Raw genomic sequence first — 13,798 nt, forward strand, 5'->3', positions numbered from 1 at the left:
GATCGTCCCGGGGGCCGTGGTTCGTGTTCGGGCCGGTCAGGCGGGCATGGCCTCGGCCGCGCGCACCTGCCCGCGCGCCACGTTCTGCGCGTGCTCCGACGCGTTCGGGTCGGCGAGCACCGCCCGCGCGGCGTCGATATCCACGTCGCTCGCGAATTCCGCCGACTCGGCGAGAATCCGCACGCTCGACGCGGTCACCGAGAAGAACCCGCCGTGCACGGCGGCGACGATGCGCTCGCCCTCGGTGCTGTCGATGATCACGGTGCCGCCCTCGACCAGCTGGCCGAGCAGCGGCTCGTGGCCGTGCAGAATACCGATCTGACCCTCGGTGGTCTCGGCGACGACGAAGCTCGCCTGCCCCGACCACAGCCGCCGTTCGATGGCGACCAGATCAACTGACATATCTGCCATGACGGACTACTTCCCGGCGATCTTCTTCGCGGCTGCCTCGACATCGTCCAGGCCACCGCAGGAGTTGAACGCCTGCTCCGGCAGGTGGTCGAATTCGCCCTTGCAGACCCGGTCGAAGTCGTCGATGGTCTGCTCCAGCGGCACGACCGAACCCGGCTGACCGGTGAACTTCTCGGCGACGATGAAGTTCTGGCCGAGGAACTTCTCCAGGCGACGGGCACGGCCGACGAGGACCTTGTCCTCCTCGGAGAGCTCGTCCATACCCAGAATCGCGATGATGTCCTGAAGTTCCTTGTACTTCTGCAGGATTCGCTTCACCTCGTTGGCCACCGCGAAGTGCCGGTCGCCCACGATGGACGCTTCGAGGATCCGGCTCGTCGAGGTCAGCGGGTCGACGGCGGGGTAGATACCCTTCTGCGAAATCGGGCGCGACAGCTCGGTCGTCGCGTCCAGGTGGGCGAAGGTGGTCGCCGGCGCCGGGTCGGTGTAGTCGTCGGCGGGCACGTAGATCGCCTGCATCGAGGTGATCGAGCGGCCGCGGGTCGAGGTGATCCGCTCCTGCAGCTGACCCATCTCGTCGGCCAGGGTCGGCTGGTAACCGACGGCCGAGGGCATACGGCCCAGCAGGGTCGACACCTCGGAACCGGCCTGGGTGAAACGGAAGATGTTGTCGATGAACAGCAGCACGTCCTGGCCCTGCACATCGCGGAAGTACTCCGCCATGGTCAGTGCGGACAGGGCCACCCGCATACGGGTCCCCGGCGGCTCGTCCATCTGGCCGAAGACGAGGGCGGTGTCCTGCAGGACGCCCATCTCCTCCATCTCCAGGTGCAGGTCGGTGCCCTCACGGGTGCGCTCGCCGACGCCCGCGAACACCGAGGTACCGGAGAACTCGCGGGCGATACGGGTGATCATCTCCTGGATCAGCACGGTCTTGCCGACACCGGCGCCACCGAACAGGCCGATCTTGCCACCCTTCACGTACGGGGTGAGCAGGTCGAGCACCTTGACGCCGGTCTCCAGGATCTCGGTCTTGCCCTCGAGCTGATCGAACGGCGGCGGCTCGCGGTGGATGCCCCACTGCTCGCCGTCACGGCCGGTGCCCGGCGCGTCCAGGCAGTCGCCCAGGGCGTTGAACACGTGGCCCTTGACGACGTCACCGACGGGCACCGAGATCGGCTTGCCGGTGTCCTGCACTGCCGCGCCACGGGTCAGGCCGTCGGTCGGCTGCATCGAGATGGTGCGAACGATGTTGTCGCCCAGGTGCTGTGCCACCTCGAGGGTCAGGGTCTTGGCTACCGAGGGCAGGGTGACCTCGGCGTGCAGGGCGTTGTACAGCTCGGGGATGGCACCACGCGGGAACTCGACGTCCACGACTGGGCCGATGACCCGGGCGACGCGGCCTGTGCCAGCGCCCGCCCGGCTGGTGTTTTCTGCAGTAACTGCTGCGGTCATTAGTCTTCTCCGAAGATATGGCGGTGTACGCGGGTCCCTACGTGGTTACGCAAGCTGCCTCCTACGGTCCCGTCGCTCCCACCGCGTGGTGGGCTAGTCGCCAGTGGCTGCCAGCGCGTTCGCGCCGCCGACGATTTCACTGATTTCCTGCGTGATGTTGGCCTGCCGGATCGAGTTCGCCTGGCGGGTCAGGTTGTTCACCAGATCCGTGGCGTTGTCGGTGGCGGCCTTCATTGCGGTGCGGCGCGCGGCCGACTCCGAGGCGGCGGCCTCGAGCAATGACGAGTAGATCCGGGTGTTGACGTACTTCGGCAGCAGCGCGCCCAGCAGCGTCTCCGCGTCGGGCTCGAACTCGTACTGCGCGGTGACGTTGGCGTCGGGACTGTCCGACACGAAATCCTCACCCAGCTCGTAGTTCTCGTCGACGAAGCTCACCTGGATCGGCGCCAGCCGACGCACTTCCGGCACCTGCGACAGCATCGACACGAAGCGGGTGTAGACGATGTGGATCTCGTCCACGCCCGCCATGGTGCCCGTGCCGTCGGCCGTCGGCACCTCGCCCTCGCCGCCCGCCATGAAAGCCTCGACCAGGTGGTTGCACGCGGCCGACGCGTCGGTGTAGTGCGGCTGCTGCGAGAACCCGACCCACGACCCGTGCGGCTTGCGGCCACGGAAGGAGTAGTAGGTCAGCCCCTTGGCACCCATCACGTACAGCACCGGCTCCTTGCCCTCGGAGCGCAGCGTGGTCATCAGTTCCTCGGCGCGCTTGAGCACGTTGGAGTTGTAGCCACCGGCCATGCCGCGGTCGCTGGTGATGACCAGCACCGCCGCACGGCTCGGGTTCGGACGTTCGGTCAGCAGCGGGTGCGTGAGATTCGTGGAGGCGCCAGCCAATTCGCCGAGCACCTTCGTGATCTCCTCCGCGTAGGGCTTCGCGGCGGCCACCCGGGCCTGGGCCTTGGTGATGCGCGAGGTCGCGATCAGCTCCTGGGCCTTGGTGATCTTCTTGATCGAACTCACACTGCGAATGCGGGAGCGCAGTTCGCGGATGCTAGCCATTCGTCACACTCCCTTCCATTCGCTTGTCCGGCAATCGCACATGAGTCGTCTACTTACTTCTCGACGCGCTTGCGCGTGACCGACAGCGATTCGACCTCTTCGTGGTCCAGCTCGCCGGCGCCGGGCTCGTTCACCACGCGGCTGCCGTCGGAGGCCAGGAAGCCCTGCTTGAACTTGTCGGTGGCCGCCTTGAACTGTTCGGCGGCCTCGCCCTCGAGCTTCTTGCCGCCCTCGATCGCCTTGAACGCGTCGGCGGCGTTGCGGTGCAGGTCTTCCAGCAGCTCGACGTTGAAGCGGCGGACGTCGGCGACCGGGACCGAGTCGTAGTAACCGGCGTCGACCAGGAAGATCGACACGATCTGGTCCTCGACCGGAACCGGGGCGTACTGGTCCTGCTTGAGCAGCTCGACCCAGCGGGCGCCGCGTTCCAGCTGCGCCAGCGAAGCGGCGTCCAGGTCGGAGGCGAAGGCCGAGAACGCCTCCAGCTCGCGGAACTGCGCCAGCTCCAGACGCAGCGAACCGGCCACGCCCTTCATGCCCTTGGTCTGCGCGGCGCCACCGACGCGGGAGACGGAGGTACCGACGTTGATCGCCGGGCGCACACCCTTGTTGAACAGGTCGGACTCGAGGAAGACCTGGCCGTCGGTGATGGAGATGACGTTGGTCGGGATGAACGCCGAGACGTCACCGGCCTTGGTCTCGATGATCGGCAGACCGGTCATCGAACCCGCGCCCATCTCGTCGGACAGCTTCGCGCAGCGCTCCAGCAGGCGCGAGTGCAGGTAGAACACGTCGCCGGGGTACGCCTCGCGGCCCGGCGGGCGGCGCAGCAGCAGCGAGATCGCGCGGTAGGCCTCGGCCTGCTTGGACAGGTCGTCGAACACGATCAGGACGTGCTTGCCCTGGTACATCCAGTGCTGGCCGATGGCCGAGCCGGTGTAGGGGGCCAGCCACTTGAAGCCCGCGGAATCCGATGCCGGGGCGGCGACGATGGTGGTGTAGTCCATCGCGCCGTGCGCCTCGAGGGCGGCCTTGACGCCCGCGATGGTCGAACCCTTCTGGCCGATGGCGACGTAGATGCAGCGCATCTGCCTGCTGGGGTCGCCCGACTCCCAGTTCGACTTCTGGTTCAGGATGGCGTCGATGCAGACGGCGGTCTTGCCCGTCTTGCGGTCGCCGATGATCAGCTGACGCTGGCCGCGGCCGATCGCGGTCAGCGCGTCGATGGCGGTGATGCCGGTGGCCATCGGCTCGCCGACCGGCTGGCGCTCCAGCACGGTGGCGGCCTGCAACTCCAGCACGCGGCGGTCGTCGGCCTCGATGTCGCCCAGGCCGTCGATCGGCTGGCCGAGCGGGTTCACCACGCGGCCCAGGAACTTGTCGCCGACCGGCACCGAGAGCACGTCACCGGTGCGGCGGACCTGCTGGCCCTCCTCGATGGTGTCGAACTCACCCAGGATGACCGCGCCGATCTCGGTGTCCTCGAGGTTCAGCGCGACGCCCAGCACGCCGCCCGGGAACTCGAGCAGCTCGTTGGCCATCGCCGACGGCAGGCCGCTGATGTGGGCGATACCGTCGCTGGTGTCGGTGACGACACCGATTTCCTCGATGGAGGTCTCGGGGGTGTAGCTCTGGGTGTAGCTCTCGATCGCGCTACGGATCTCATCGGGGGAGATCGTCAGCTCCGCCATGTTCTTCCTGCTCTCGCTGTCTGGTCTGGTATGTCGGGGGGTTGCGGTGCTCGGGTGACTCACCCGAGGGACTGGCGCAAGCGCTGCAGTCGGCCGACGGCGCTACCGTCGATCACGTCGTCGCCGATCCGCACGACGACACCGGCCAGCAGGGCCGGGTCGACCTGGACGTGCACCGTGACCGGCTTGTCGTAGATGCGCTGCAGCGAGGCCGCCAGGTGCTCCCGCTGCTGCGGTGTCAGGGCGGTGGCGGCCCGCACGTGCGCGACGATCTGCTTGCGCAGCGACGCCGCCAGGTCGGACAGCCCGTCGAAGACGACGCCGACATCGCCGTGCGCGCGGCCGACCGCCTGCTCGGCCAGCTGCAGCGTGATGTCCTCGACCTTGCCGGTGAGCAGCCGCTGGAGCAGGCCGCGCTTGTCCGCCGCGGTCTTGCCGCGATCGGCCAGCGCCTGTTCCAGAGTCGGGTTGTCCTCGACGATGCGGCCGAGCCGGAACAGCTCGTCCTCCACCGCGTCGATGCGCCCGCGGTCGGCCGCCGCCCGCAGCAGCGCCTCCTGCCCGAGCAGCACCAGGGTGTCGACCAGATCCCGGGTGCGGGACCAGTCCTGAGCGACGGCCGTGGTCAGCACGGCCGTGGTGGCGGCGCTGATCTTCCCGCCGAAAACGCGTTCGGCCAGTTCGGCGCGCGCCGAACTCGACACCGACTTATCCGCGAGCGCCACACGCAGCGAACGCTGGTCGTCGAGTACTGCGACAACGGCGAACAGTTCGGAGCCCGTCGTGGCGGCGACGGAGTCGCTCCCGGTGAGAGCGGCCGAAAGAGCTTCCCGCGCACGGGAACTCGCCTCGCGGCTCGCTGCGTACATGCTTCCCACTTTCACTGTGTTGGACCCAATCCTGCGCGGGACGGCCGACGGCCGACCCGCTCAGGCGTGGTTACCTTCCGACCCCGATGCCGGCCTTCTCGTCCAGTTCGGTGAGGAACCGGTCGATCGACGCCGCCTGCTTGGCCTCGTCCGACACCGACTGCCCGATGATCTTCTCGGCCAGGTCGACGGCGGTGCTGCCCAGTTCCGAGCGCAGCTCGGTCACGATCTGCTGACGCTGCGCCTCCAGCTGCGCGTGCCCCGACGCCACGATGCGATCCGCCTCGGCCTGCGCCTCGGACCGCAGTTGCGCGAGGATCTGCTGACCCTGGTTGCGCGCCTCTTCACGGATGCGCGCGGCCTCGAGCCGGGCCTCGGCCAGTTGCTGCTGGTACTGCTCCAGCGTCGCCTGCGCCTCGGCCTGCGCGGCCTCGGCCCGGGCGATGCCGCCCTCGATCTTGTTCGACCGTTCGTCGAGCACCTTCGACAGCCGCGGGATCACGTACTTGTAGAAGACGAACGCGATGACGGCCACGACGATGAGCGACCATACGATGTCGTACACCTCGGGGAGCAGCGGATTTCTGTCCTCCGCTGCTTCCTCGGCGAGCAAATGGATCCCGTTCATGGCAATCAGAAGATGAAGCCGGCGACGAGACCGATCAGCGCCAGCGCCTCGGTGAACGCGATGCCCAGGAACATGTTGGTCCGGATGGTGCCCTGCAGCTCGGGCTGACGGGCGATGCCCTCGATCGCCTTACCGACGACGATGCCCACGCCGATACCCGGGCCGATGGCGGCCAGACCGTAACCGATAGCGCCGTAGCCCTTCACCTTCTCGGAGGTCTGGGCGAGTTCGGCGGCCACGTAGGAGAGGCTCATGAGATTTTCTTTCCCTTTCTGTTGCCCACCCGCCCGGCGACGGAGTGGGTCAGTCTTTGTGCGGTTGTGCGGTCAGTGCGAATCCGCGTGCTGCGCCAGGCCGATGTACACGGCGGTCAGCAGGGCGAACACGTAGGCCTGCAGGAAGATCACCAGGATCTCGAACAAGGTGAAGGCGAATCCACCGAGCAGCGCGAACGGCGACAGGCCCTTCATCCACGCGGCGCCGTCGAACAGGAAGAACTGGGTCGCCGAGAAGAACAGCACCAGCATGATGTGTCCGGCCAGCATGTTCGCCATGAGTCGGACGGTCAGCGTGAACGGGCGCAGGATGAAGGTCGAGATGAACTCGATCGGGATCAGCAGCACGTGCATCGCGGGCGGCACATTGGGCACCACGATGCTCGAGCGCATGTACTTCCAGAAGCCGTACTTCTTGATGCCGATGGCGTTGAACGCGATATAGGCGATGATGGCCAGCACCAGCGGCATGCCGATTCGCGCGTTCGAGGAGATGTTCAGGAACGGGATGATGCTGGAGAAGTTCAGGAACAGCACCGTGAAGAAGATCGTCGCGATCAGCGGGAAATACTTCCGGCCCGTTTCCTTACCGAGTACTTCGTCGCAGATCTGCTCCTTGACGAACAGCAGGCCGTACTCCGCGATGTTCTGCAGACCGCGCGGCACGATCTTGGGGCTGCGGAATGCGAGCAACATCACCGCAATCAGAACCGCCGCCATCACGATGCGGATCAGCATCAAACGGTCGAGCTCGAAAGGCGTCCCCTCGAACAGCACAGCTGGAGGGAAGAAATCTGACAGCGAAGGCGCGTGGAACTCGCCCGCCAAAGTGGTGACGCTCAGCGTTCTCTCCCGTGTTCGGGCCGCGGGCCGTGTTTCCACCCGCGGTTCGATCGGACATTGACGATCTTGTGGTCGACTCAGGTCGGCTCGAGTTCGTCAGCAGCTGCGCGGGGTCACCCGCCGTGGCGTCTGTACGTCGGCGACATCGTCGACGGTGCAGAGCCGAACCCCCTCAGGTCCGGCACGGCTGTAAGCATAACCGCCAGGTTCGCGATCTTGTGATCGCCCCTGTGATAGCTGCTTACGGTAAAGAGTTTACCAAGCTATCTACGACAACGTGTAGGGGGTGCGCTCAAACATTTGAACGATCTTGGTCGGCGCGCTCGTCGGGCGTCTCGACCACCGGAACTCGTTGGCGCAGTAGACCGTACGTCTCCGCGCCCAGAACGATCAGCAGCGCGCCGACCACGGTGAGGAACAGGGTGCCCGGACTGTAGAACTCGAACTGCTTCAGCACGGCCACCACGATCATCACCACCAGCAGCTTGCCGACCCAGCTGCCCAGCATCACCATGCCCTGGACGCCGGATTCCAATTTCGCGCTGAACAGCACCAACGCCGCCGTGGTGAGAATGAAGAAGCCGCCGATGGCCGACCCGATCAACGCGCCCCACAGACCGGGCAGCCCGGCGAAAATCGAGCCGAGGACGGCCGAGAGCACCACCAGCGCGATCAGACCGGCGATGCCGTAGCGCAGCGCCGCCCGCAACGGGGCGTCGGGATGGTACTCGGATGCCGTGCTCACGCGGGCCACTCTACCTATTCGGTGTGCGCGCCCCGACCGCGCGGTATCCAGCGCCGCAATCCCAGCGCCTCCCGCAGCGACGGCACCGCCGTCACCACCAATGCGAAAACCAGCCCGGCCGCGAACAGCAGCACCACCAGACGCCGATCCATCAAAGACGTACCGACCGCCCCGAATGCCAGCACACCCACCCACAGATAGATCGTCAGCACCACGCGCCGCTGCGAATGACCGATCTGCAACAGCCGGTGATGCAGATGCATTTTGTCCGGTGTGGAGAAACTCACGCCGGCCCGCACTCGCCGCACGATAGCCAGCACGAGATCCAATACCGGGATGAACATCACGGCACCGACGAGCAACAGGGGAGACAACAGACCGACGAAGTCGCGGGGGCCGTATCCGGTGAGCGGAATTCGCCCGGAAGCGCCGGTGGAGATGGCCGCCAGCATGAGTCCGATCAGCATGGAACCCGAGTCACCCATGAATATGCGGGCGGGCTGAAAATTGTGCGGGAGGAATCCCAGGCAAGCACCGGCGAGGGCGGCGGCCAGCAAAGCGGGCGGATAGGTGCTGACGTCACCGCCCTGCGCGTAGAGCAATCCCATCGAGAACACGAACACCGCGCCCGCGCAGATCAGGCCCAGTCCGGCGGCCAGACCGTCCATGCCGTCGACGAAATTCATGGCGTTGATCATGGTGACCGTGATGACGACCGTCACCAATCCGCCCTGCAGCGCGTCCAGTACCACCGTGGTCTGATTGAAAGGGTTGTAGATGACGACCCAGCTCAAGCCGATCACGGCCATCACACCGGCCGCCGTGATCTGTCCGACGAATTTGGTCAGGGCATCCAGGCCCCAGCGGTCGTCGACTATGCCCACCAACACGATCAGTGTGCTGGCGACCAGCACGGCGGGAATGTCCGGCGCGAAATCGAATCCTCGGCGCAGCGCGGGCAATTGGTGCGCGAACAGCACCGCGGCGACCACGCCGATGTACATTCCGACGCCGCCCATGCGCGGGGTCGGCTTCACGTGGACGTCGCGTTCCCGGGGCACCGCCACCGCACCGAACGCGATGGCCAGCACCCGAATTCCGCCTGTCGACAGCAACGTCACGACCGCCGACACCAGCAGCACCAGAAGTAGCTCGCGCAGCGGAACCACCGCGCTCTGACTGAAACCCATCTACCGGGCCGTCACCGCGTCGCCTCGGATGTCAGCCGATCGGGTGACAAGCCCAGTACCTCGGCAACCTGCGCCGCGGTGACGGCGCCTTCGCGCAGAATACGCGGAGTGTCGGCCGTGAGATCGACGATGGTGGAGGCAACGCCGTGCTCCGCCTTGCCGCCATCCAGATACACGCTCACCAACTCGCCCAGCTGATCGCGGGCCTCGTCGACGGTCGTGGCGGGCGGCTGTCCGGAGACATTGGCGCTCGACACCGCGAGCGGGCCCACCTCGCGCAGCAGTTCCAGCGCGACCGGATGCAGCGGCATGCGCAACATGACCGTGCCGCGCGCATCACCGAGATCCCACGCCAGCGAGGGCGCCTGCTGCACCACCAGGCTCAACCCGCCGGGCCAGAACGCCCGGATCAGCTCGCGGGCCTGCGACTGCACCGAGAACACCAGGCCATCGATGGTGTTCCAGGAACCGACCAGGACCGGCACCGGCATGTCCCGGCCGCGCCGCTTGGCGGCCAGCAGGGCGGCGACGGCCGCCGAATCGAACGCGTCCGCGGCGAGGCCGTACACCGTATCGGTCGGGATCACCGCCAGCCGACCGGACTTCAGGGCGGTTCTCGCCGCGGTGAGCCCAGCGGCCCGCGAGTCGGGATCGGAGCAGTCGTAGACGGTACTCACGCCGCCCATCTTGTCATGTGACCGAGCTCAATCCCCCAGCGAGTGCGCCGCAGCGCCCGGGGACCCGGCGGAAGCGGTTGCTGCAAACGCCCGGTTACCGGTTGCGCCCGATTTCGATCCGGACATACGCCCGCGAGACCCGCGGCAGAATCCCGCCAGCGATGCGCGTGCGACCGGTCGATAGTGGTTGATATGACCACTACTTCACGGAGCACTGCTGATGTCGCGGTGCTGGAGGGTATGTATCGGGCGGAGGCGGAATATCTCGCGGCGGGTGGACCGGGGCGAGCGTCGTTCGCCACGCTCGCGCCGTTCTTCGCGGCGGATGTCGTGCTGTATCAGGCCGACGGGCTGCCCTATGGCGGGATCTGGCGCGGGCACGCCGGGATGGAGCAATTCTTTCGGGCGATGAGCGGGGTGTGGGAGCGATTCGAGATGGTCGAACAGAGCTTTCTGAGTGCGAAGTCTCCGCTCGTGATCCGCACCTGGGTGCGTGCCCGGGCGCGGGCGACGGGCCGGGATCTGGAGTTTCCGATTCTGCAGACCATCACCGTCACCGACGGCTGCATCGCCGAGGTACGACCGTTCTACTGGGATACCGCCGCCATTGCCGACGCCTGCCGTATCCGCTCGGGGCATATCTGAGACAGAACGCCGGATCGGCGGATGAAAGTGCTTGGTGCCCTTATGAATCGGCGCTCAGCTCGCGCGAGTGCGGCGGGCGGCCACGAAACGGGGCCTGCCCGCGAGGTCCGGGTGCTCGGCGACCTCGGTGAACCCGCCGTGCGCGGTGAACAGGGCGGCGGTCTGCGAGCCGTTGGTGTCGTCGTGTTCGACCGCCGCGACGCCGTCCGCGCGGAGCAGGCGGGCGATGGTGCCGATCATGGGGCGGATGACCGCGAGGCCGTCGGCGCCGCCGAACAGGGCGCGGTGCGGATCGTGGTCGCGCACTTCGGGTTCCAGCCGCGCCGAGGTGGGGATGTAGGGCGGATTGGCGACCACCACGTCGACGCGGCCGTCGAGATCCGTCAGGATCGACGGGTCGGTGACATCGCCGGCGTGCACGGCGATCGCCGTGTCACCGGCGGCGGCGCAGCGGTCGGCATTGCGCCGGGCCCAGTTCAGCGCGGCCGCATCGAGTTCCACCGCGTGCACCTCGGCATCGGGGCGCGCGTGCGCGATCGCCAGTGCCAGCGCACCCGACCCCGTGCACAGGTCCACGACGATCGGTGGATGCTCGTGCCCCGCCGCCGCCAACTGCGCCAGCGCCCACGCGAACAGCAACTCGGTCTCCGGTCGCGGCACGAACACGCCCGGGCCCACCACCAGGTCGATCTCCCCCATCGCCGCCGTGCCGGTGAGGTGCTGCAGCGGCACGCGCTCGGCCCGCCGCGCCACCAGCTTCTGGAACTCACTCAGCTGTTCGGGCGTCACCATCGGAATCAGCGCCAGCCGTGGACGTTCCACGCCGAGGACGTGAGCGGCCAGCGACTCGGCATCGACACGCGGGCTGTGCACCCCCGCGGCCTGGAGTGTCTGCTCGGCCGCCAGGACCGCTGGGCGTAAGGGAACTCGAGTCACATCGTCCAGCGTGCCCGACGCGATCGGGTCACCCAACATGAGTGCCCCGGGGCCGACCGGCCGGGGCCGCGAGTTATTCGGCAGCAAGCCGGGCCGCGCGATCCGCTTCCCCCAAGGCGTCGAGGAGCGCGTCCAGGTCGCCGTCGAGCACCGCGTCCAGGTTGTGGGCCTTGAACCCGATGCGGTGATCGGTGATCCGGTTCTCCGGGAAGTTGTAGGTGCGAATGCGTTCGGACCGATCCACCGTGCGGATCTGGCTGGCCCGCCCCGCCGCGGCCTCGGCGTCGGCCTGCTCCTCGGCCAGCGCCTGTAACCGCGCCGCCAGCACCTGCATGGCGCGAATCTTGTTCTGCAGCTGCGACCGCTCGTTCTGGCAGGTGACCACGATGCCCGTGGGCAGGTGCGTGATCCGCACCGCCGAGTCGGTGGTGTTGACGCCCTGGCCGCCCTTACCCGAGGACCGGTAGACGTCCACGCGCAGATCCGACTCATCGATCTGTACCTGCTCGACCTCGTCCGGCTCCGGATAGATCAGCACGCCCGCGGCCGAGGTGTGGATGCGGCCCTGCGATTCGGTGACCGGCACGCGCTGCACGCGATGCACACCGCCCTCGAACTTCAGTCGCGACCACACCCCGTCGCGGCTGGGCTCGCGGCTCTTGATCGAGAACGTCGCTTCCTTGTAGCCGCCCAGGTCGGAGATGTTGGCGTCGAGCACCTCCACCTTCCAGCCGTGCCGCTCGGCATAGCGGATGTACATGCGGGCCAGGTCGGCGGCGAACAACGCGGACTCCTCGCCGCCCTCCCCCGACTTCACCTCGAGCACCACGTCGTCGGCGTCGTGCGGGTCGCGCGGCGCGAGCAGATCGGTGAGCGTCTGCTCCAGCTCGGTCACCTGCTGTTCCAGGTTCGGCACCTCCGCGGCGAACGAGGCGTCGTCGGCGGCCAGTTCCCGAGCGGCGGCCAGATCGTCGCGCGCGGCCCGCAGCTTGGTGTAGGTGGACATGATCGGAGCGAGCTCGGCGAACCGCTTACCGACGCGCCGGGCCTCACCCGGGTTGTTGTGCAGCGCCGGATCCGACAGCTGCATCTCCAGACCGGAATACTCGGCCAGAATGTCGTCGATCGCGGAAGGGGCCGTGATATCGGCCATCGCCTGTGCTCCTGTTATTTTTGGCGCCGCCTTCGGCGTCGCGGTTCGCGGCCCCTGAGGCTCGATTCTTCCCTCCTCCGCTCCTCCGCTTCGCTCCCCCGCTCCGTCGGTCCAGAATCGAGCCGGGCCGCGAACATGGGGAGTGAACCTTGGTGGGAAGGGCCTTGTCGGGGTCCTACTTCTGCCGAAACGCGCCGACGCCCGGCCTGCGGACAGGACGGGCGTCGGCGGTCGGGCTAGCTGGCGTCTGCTTCGGCGCCCTTCTTGGCGCGCTTGCCGTAGCGGGCCTCGAAGCGGGCGACGCGGCCGCCGGTGTCCAGGATCTTCTGCTTGCCCGTGTAGAACGGGTGGCACTGGGAGCAGACCTCGACGTTGATGTGGCCCGACTCCTTGGTGCTGCGAGTCTGGAAGGTGTTGCCGCAACCGCAGACCACGGTGGTCGGCACGTACGTGGGGTGGATTCCTGCCTTCATGGATGTCCTTTCGATGTGGTCGCCGGGTCGCCGTCGTGCATCGAGGGCGTGAACCGGAACCGACTAGGCGGGATGGCCTGCCTTCTATCGGCAGACGCACCAGCGGTCCAGTATGCCAGAACCGCCGACACGCTTTCGAAACACTCCCCCGGTCGGCTTTGTTCCCCGCTGCCCGAGCGCTTTCCCCCTGAAACTGCGGGCACGCATATCCGCAGCTCTCGAGCCACGCTGAAGTCGAGTAGCGCGCTACTCGGGAATGTGAACACCGGTGTTCCTAAAGTTTCTCCAGGTGAGAACCGTGCCGACACTCGAAAGGAAACCAGTGCACCGCCACGCCGCTCGGGGGGCGACGAGATCCAGGTCACCGGCACCCCGGAGAACACATCCGAGACACCGGAAAGCCCGCGCGCTGCCGGGGGGTACGCGCGCGGCGCACTGGTACGCCGCCGCCGTGCTGGCAGCTCTGGCGCTGACGGCCGGAATCGGCTGGTTCCTGACACCCGAGGACGGGCCCGCGACGGCGGCGGTCCCGCCCGGCTCGTCGCAACTCGAATTCACCGCGACCGCCGTGTCGATCGGCGGCATCGCCTCCGCCACGGCACTGATCGTGGCGGTACTGATCGTCGGCGCCGCGCTGATCGGCGCGTTCTGCTATGCCCCGCGCGGCGATGCCCCGCAAACGCCGCGGCGGCCTCGCCGAAACGAGGCCGCCGCAACGACTTCCGGCCGCCGGGCACGGCGGTAGGCG

16 protein-coding genes are annotated in these 13,798 nt (G+C 67.4%); 2 read left to right on the plus strand and 14 right to left on the minus strand.

Going from position 1 to position 13,798, the window contains the following annotated elements; genetic code table 11:
* Positions 1 to 36: 36 nt before the first annotated feature.
* The 11 genes from NWFMUON74_RS29360 to NWFMUON74_RS29410 all read right to left on the minus strand — a co-directional run bounded on the left by NWFMUON74_RS29360 (position 37) and on the right by NWFMUON74_RS29410 (position 9,843).
* Positions 37 to 411 carry a F0F1 ATP synthase subunit epsilon gene (locus tag NWFMUON74_RS29360; protein ID WP_187684972.1) on the minus strand — a complete coding sequence of 125 codons (375 nt, stop codon included), beginning with the start codon at positions 409 to 411 and terminating at the stop codon, positions 37 to 39.
* A gap of 6 nt (positions 412 to 417) precedes the next feature.
* Positions 418 to 1,866 (minus strand): F0F1 ATP synthase subunit beta, encoded by a 1,449-nt coding sequence (atpD, locus tag NWFMUON74_RS29365; RefSeq protein WP_187684973.1) that lies wholly within the window; start codon positions 1,864 to 1,866, stop codon positions 418 to 420.
* Positions 1,867 to 1,959: 93 nt separating this feature from the next.
* A complete protein-coding gene (locus NWFMUON74_RS29370) occupies positions 1,960 to 2,925 on the minus strand; it encodes a F0F1 ATP synthase subunit gamma (RefSeq protein WP_187684974.1) in 966 nt (321 codons plus the stop codon).
* A gap of 53 nt (positions 2,926 to 2,978) precedes the next feature.
* Positions 2,979 to 4,616 carry a F0F1 ATP synthase subunit alpha gene (gene atpA, locus NWFMUON74_RS29375; RefSeq protein WP_187684975.1) on the minus strand — a complete coding sequence of 546 codons (1,638 nt, stop codon included), beginning with the start codon at positions 4,614 to 4,616 and terminating at the stop codon, positions 2,979 to 2,981.
* Between the two features lie 59 nt (positions 4,617 to 4,675).
* Positions 4,676 to 5,485 (minus strand): F0F1 ATP synthase subunit delta, encoded by an 810-nt coding sequence (locus NWFMUON74_RS29380; RefSeq protein ID WP_187684976.1) that lies wholly within the window; start codon positions 5,483 to 5,485, stop codon positions 4,676 to 4,678.
* A 70-nt stretch (positions 5,486 to 5,555) separates the two neighbouring features.
* Positions 5,556 to 6,113, minus strand: coding sequence for a F0F1 ATP synthase subunit B (locus NWFMUON74_RS29385; RefSeq protein ID WP_187684977.1), 558 nt, complete (start codon positions 6,111 to 6,113; stop codon positions 5,556 to 5,558).
* Between the two features lie 5 nt (positions 6,114 to 6,118).
* Entirely contained in the window at positions 6,119 to 6,367 is a 249-nt protein-coding gene (locus NWFMUON74_RS29390; RefSeq protein ID WP_187684978.1) for an ATP synthase F0 subunit C, read from the minus strand.
* A 72-nt stretch (positions 6,368 to 6,439) separates the two neighbouring features.
* The gene (atpB, locus tag NWFMUON74_RS29395) at positions 6,440 to 7,216 is read right to left on the minus strand and encodes a F0F1 ATP synthase subunit A (RefSeq protein WP_483243770.1); all 777 of its coding nucleotides are present in this window, start codon (positions 7,214 to 7,216) and stop codon (positions 6,440 to 6,442) included.
* Between the two features lie 307 nt (positions 7,217 to 7,523).
* On the minus strand, positions 7,524 to 7,976 hold the full coding sequence (locus NWFMUON74_RS29400; protein WP_232110668.1) for a Cg1360 family ATP-synthase-associated protein: 453 nt from the start codon (positions 7,974 to 7,976) through the stop codon (positions 7,524 to 7,526).
* A 14-nt stretch (positions 7,977 to 7,990) separates the two neighbouring features.
* Positions 7,991 to 9,166 (minus strand): MraY family glycosyltransferase, encoded by a 1,176-nt coding sequence (locus tag NWFMUON74_RS29405; protein ID WP_187684979.1) that lies wholly within the window; start codon positions 9,164 to 9,166, stop codon positions 7,991 to 7,993.
* Between the two features lie 11 nt (positions 9,167 to 9,177).
* A complete protein-coding gene (locus tag NWFMUON74_RS29410; RefSeq protein ID WP_187684980.1) occupies positions 9,178 to 9,843 on the minus strand; it encodes an L-threonylcarbamoyladenylate synthase in 666 nt (221 codons plus the stop codon).
* 192 nt (positions 9,844 to 10,035) lie between these two features.
* Here NWFMUON74_RS29410 and NWFMUON74_RS29415 point away from each other — a divergent pair, with 192 nt between their 5' ends.
* Positions 10,036 to 10,488, plus strand: coding sequence for a nuclear transport factor 2 family protein (locus tag NWFMUON74_RS29415; protein ID WP_197986932.1), 453 nt, complete (start codon positions 10,036 to 10,038; stop codon positions 10,486 to 10,488).
* A gap of 54 nt (positions 10,489 to 10,542) precedes the next feature.
* On the opposite strand, the gene prmC is transcribed toward NWFMUON74_RS29415, so the two are convergent.
* The 3 genes from prmC to rpmE form a co-directional block, all read right to left on the minus strand.
* Positions 10,543 to 11,424 (minus strand): peptide chain release factor N(5)-glutamine methyltransferase, encoded by an 882-nt coding sequence (gene prmC, locus NWFMUON74_RS29420; RefSeq protein WP_187684981.1) that lies wholly within the window; start codon positions 11,422 to 11,424, stop codon positions 10,543 to 10,545.
* Between the two features lie 73 nt (positions 11,425 to 11,497).
* A complete protein-coding gene (gene prfA, locus NWFMUON74_RS29425) occupies positions 11,498 to 12,577 on the minus strand; it encodes a peptide chain release factor 1 (protein ID WP_187684982.1) in 1,080 nt (359 codons plus the stop codon).
* 236 nt (positions 12,578 to 12,813) lie between these two features.
* Positions 12,814 to 13,050, minus strand: a complete 237-nt coding sequence (rpmE, locus tag NWFMUON74_RS29430; protein ID WP_187684983.1) for a 50S ribosomal protein L31 — start codon at positions 13,048 to 13,050, stop codon at positions 12,814 to 12,816.
* Between the two features lie 451 nt (positions 13,051 to 13,501).
* On the opposite strand from rpmE, the gene NWFMUON74_RS29435 reads away from it, so the two are divergent.
* Complete coding sequence (locus tag NWFMUON74_RS29435; protein WP_187684984.1) at positions 13,502 to 13,795, plus strand: hypothetical protein; 294 nt, start codon at positions 13,502 to 13,504, stop codon at positions 13,793 to 13,795.
* Positions 13,796 to 13,798: the final 3 nt, after the last annotated feature.

This window comes from Nocardia wallacei (assembly GCF_014466955.1).
GTDB classification, from domain to species: domain Bacteria; phylum Actinomycetota; class Actinomycetes; order Mycobacteriales; family Mycobacteriaceae; genus Nocardia; species Nocardia wallacei.

Coding starts and splice junctions, on each gene's coding strand:
- NWFMUON74_RS29360 (WP_187684972.1), bottom strand. CDS start 411: ATGGCAGATATGTCAGTTGATCTGGTCGCCATCGAACGGCGGCTGTGG.
- atpD (WP_187684973.1), bottom strand. CDS start 1,866: ATGACCGCAGCAGTTACTGCAGAAAACACCAGCCGGGCGGGCGCTGGC.
- NWFMUON74_RS29370 (WP_187684974.1), bottom strand. CDS start 2,925: ATGGCTAGCATCCGCGAACTGCGCTCCCGCATTCGCAGTGTGAGTTCG.
- atpA (WP_187684975.1), bottom strand. CDS start 4,616: ATGGCGGAGCTGACGATCTCCCCCGATGAGATCCGTAGCGCGATCGAG.
- NWFMUON74_RS29380 (WP_187684976.1), bottom strand. CDS start 5,485: ATGTACGCAGCGAGCCGCGAGGCGAGTTCCCGTGCGCGGGAAGCTCTT.
- NWFMUON74_RS29385 (WP_187684977.1), bottom strand. CDS start 6,113: ATGAACGGGATCCATTTGCTCGCCGAGGAAGCAGCGGAGGACAGAAAT.
- NWFMUON74_RS29390 (WP_187684978.1), bottom strand. CDS start 6,367: ATGAGCCTCTCCTACGTGGCCGCCGAACTCGCCCAGACCTCCGAGAAG.
- NWFMUON74_RS29405 (WP_187684979.1), bottom strand. CDS start 9,166: ATGGGTTTCAGTCAGAGCGCGGTGGTTCCGCTGCGCGAGCTACTTCTG.
- NWFMUON74_RS29415 (WP_197986932.1), top strand. CDS start 10,036: ATGACCACTACTTCACGGAGCACTGCTGATGTCGCGGTGCTGGAGGGT.
- prfA (WP_187684982.1), bottom strand. CDS start 12,577: ATGGCCGATATCACGGCCCCTTCCGCGATCGACGACATTCTGGCCGAG.
- rpmE (WP_187684983.1), bottom strand. CDS start 13,050: ATGAAGGCAGGAATCCACCCCACGTACGTGCCGACCACCGTGGTCTGC.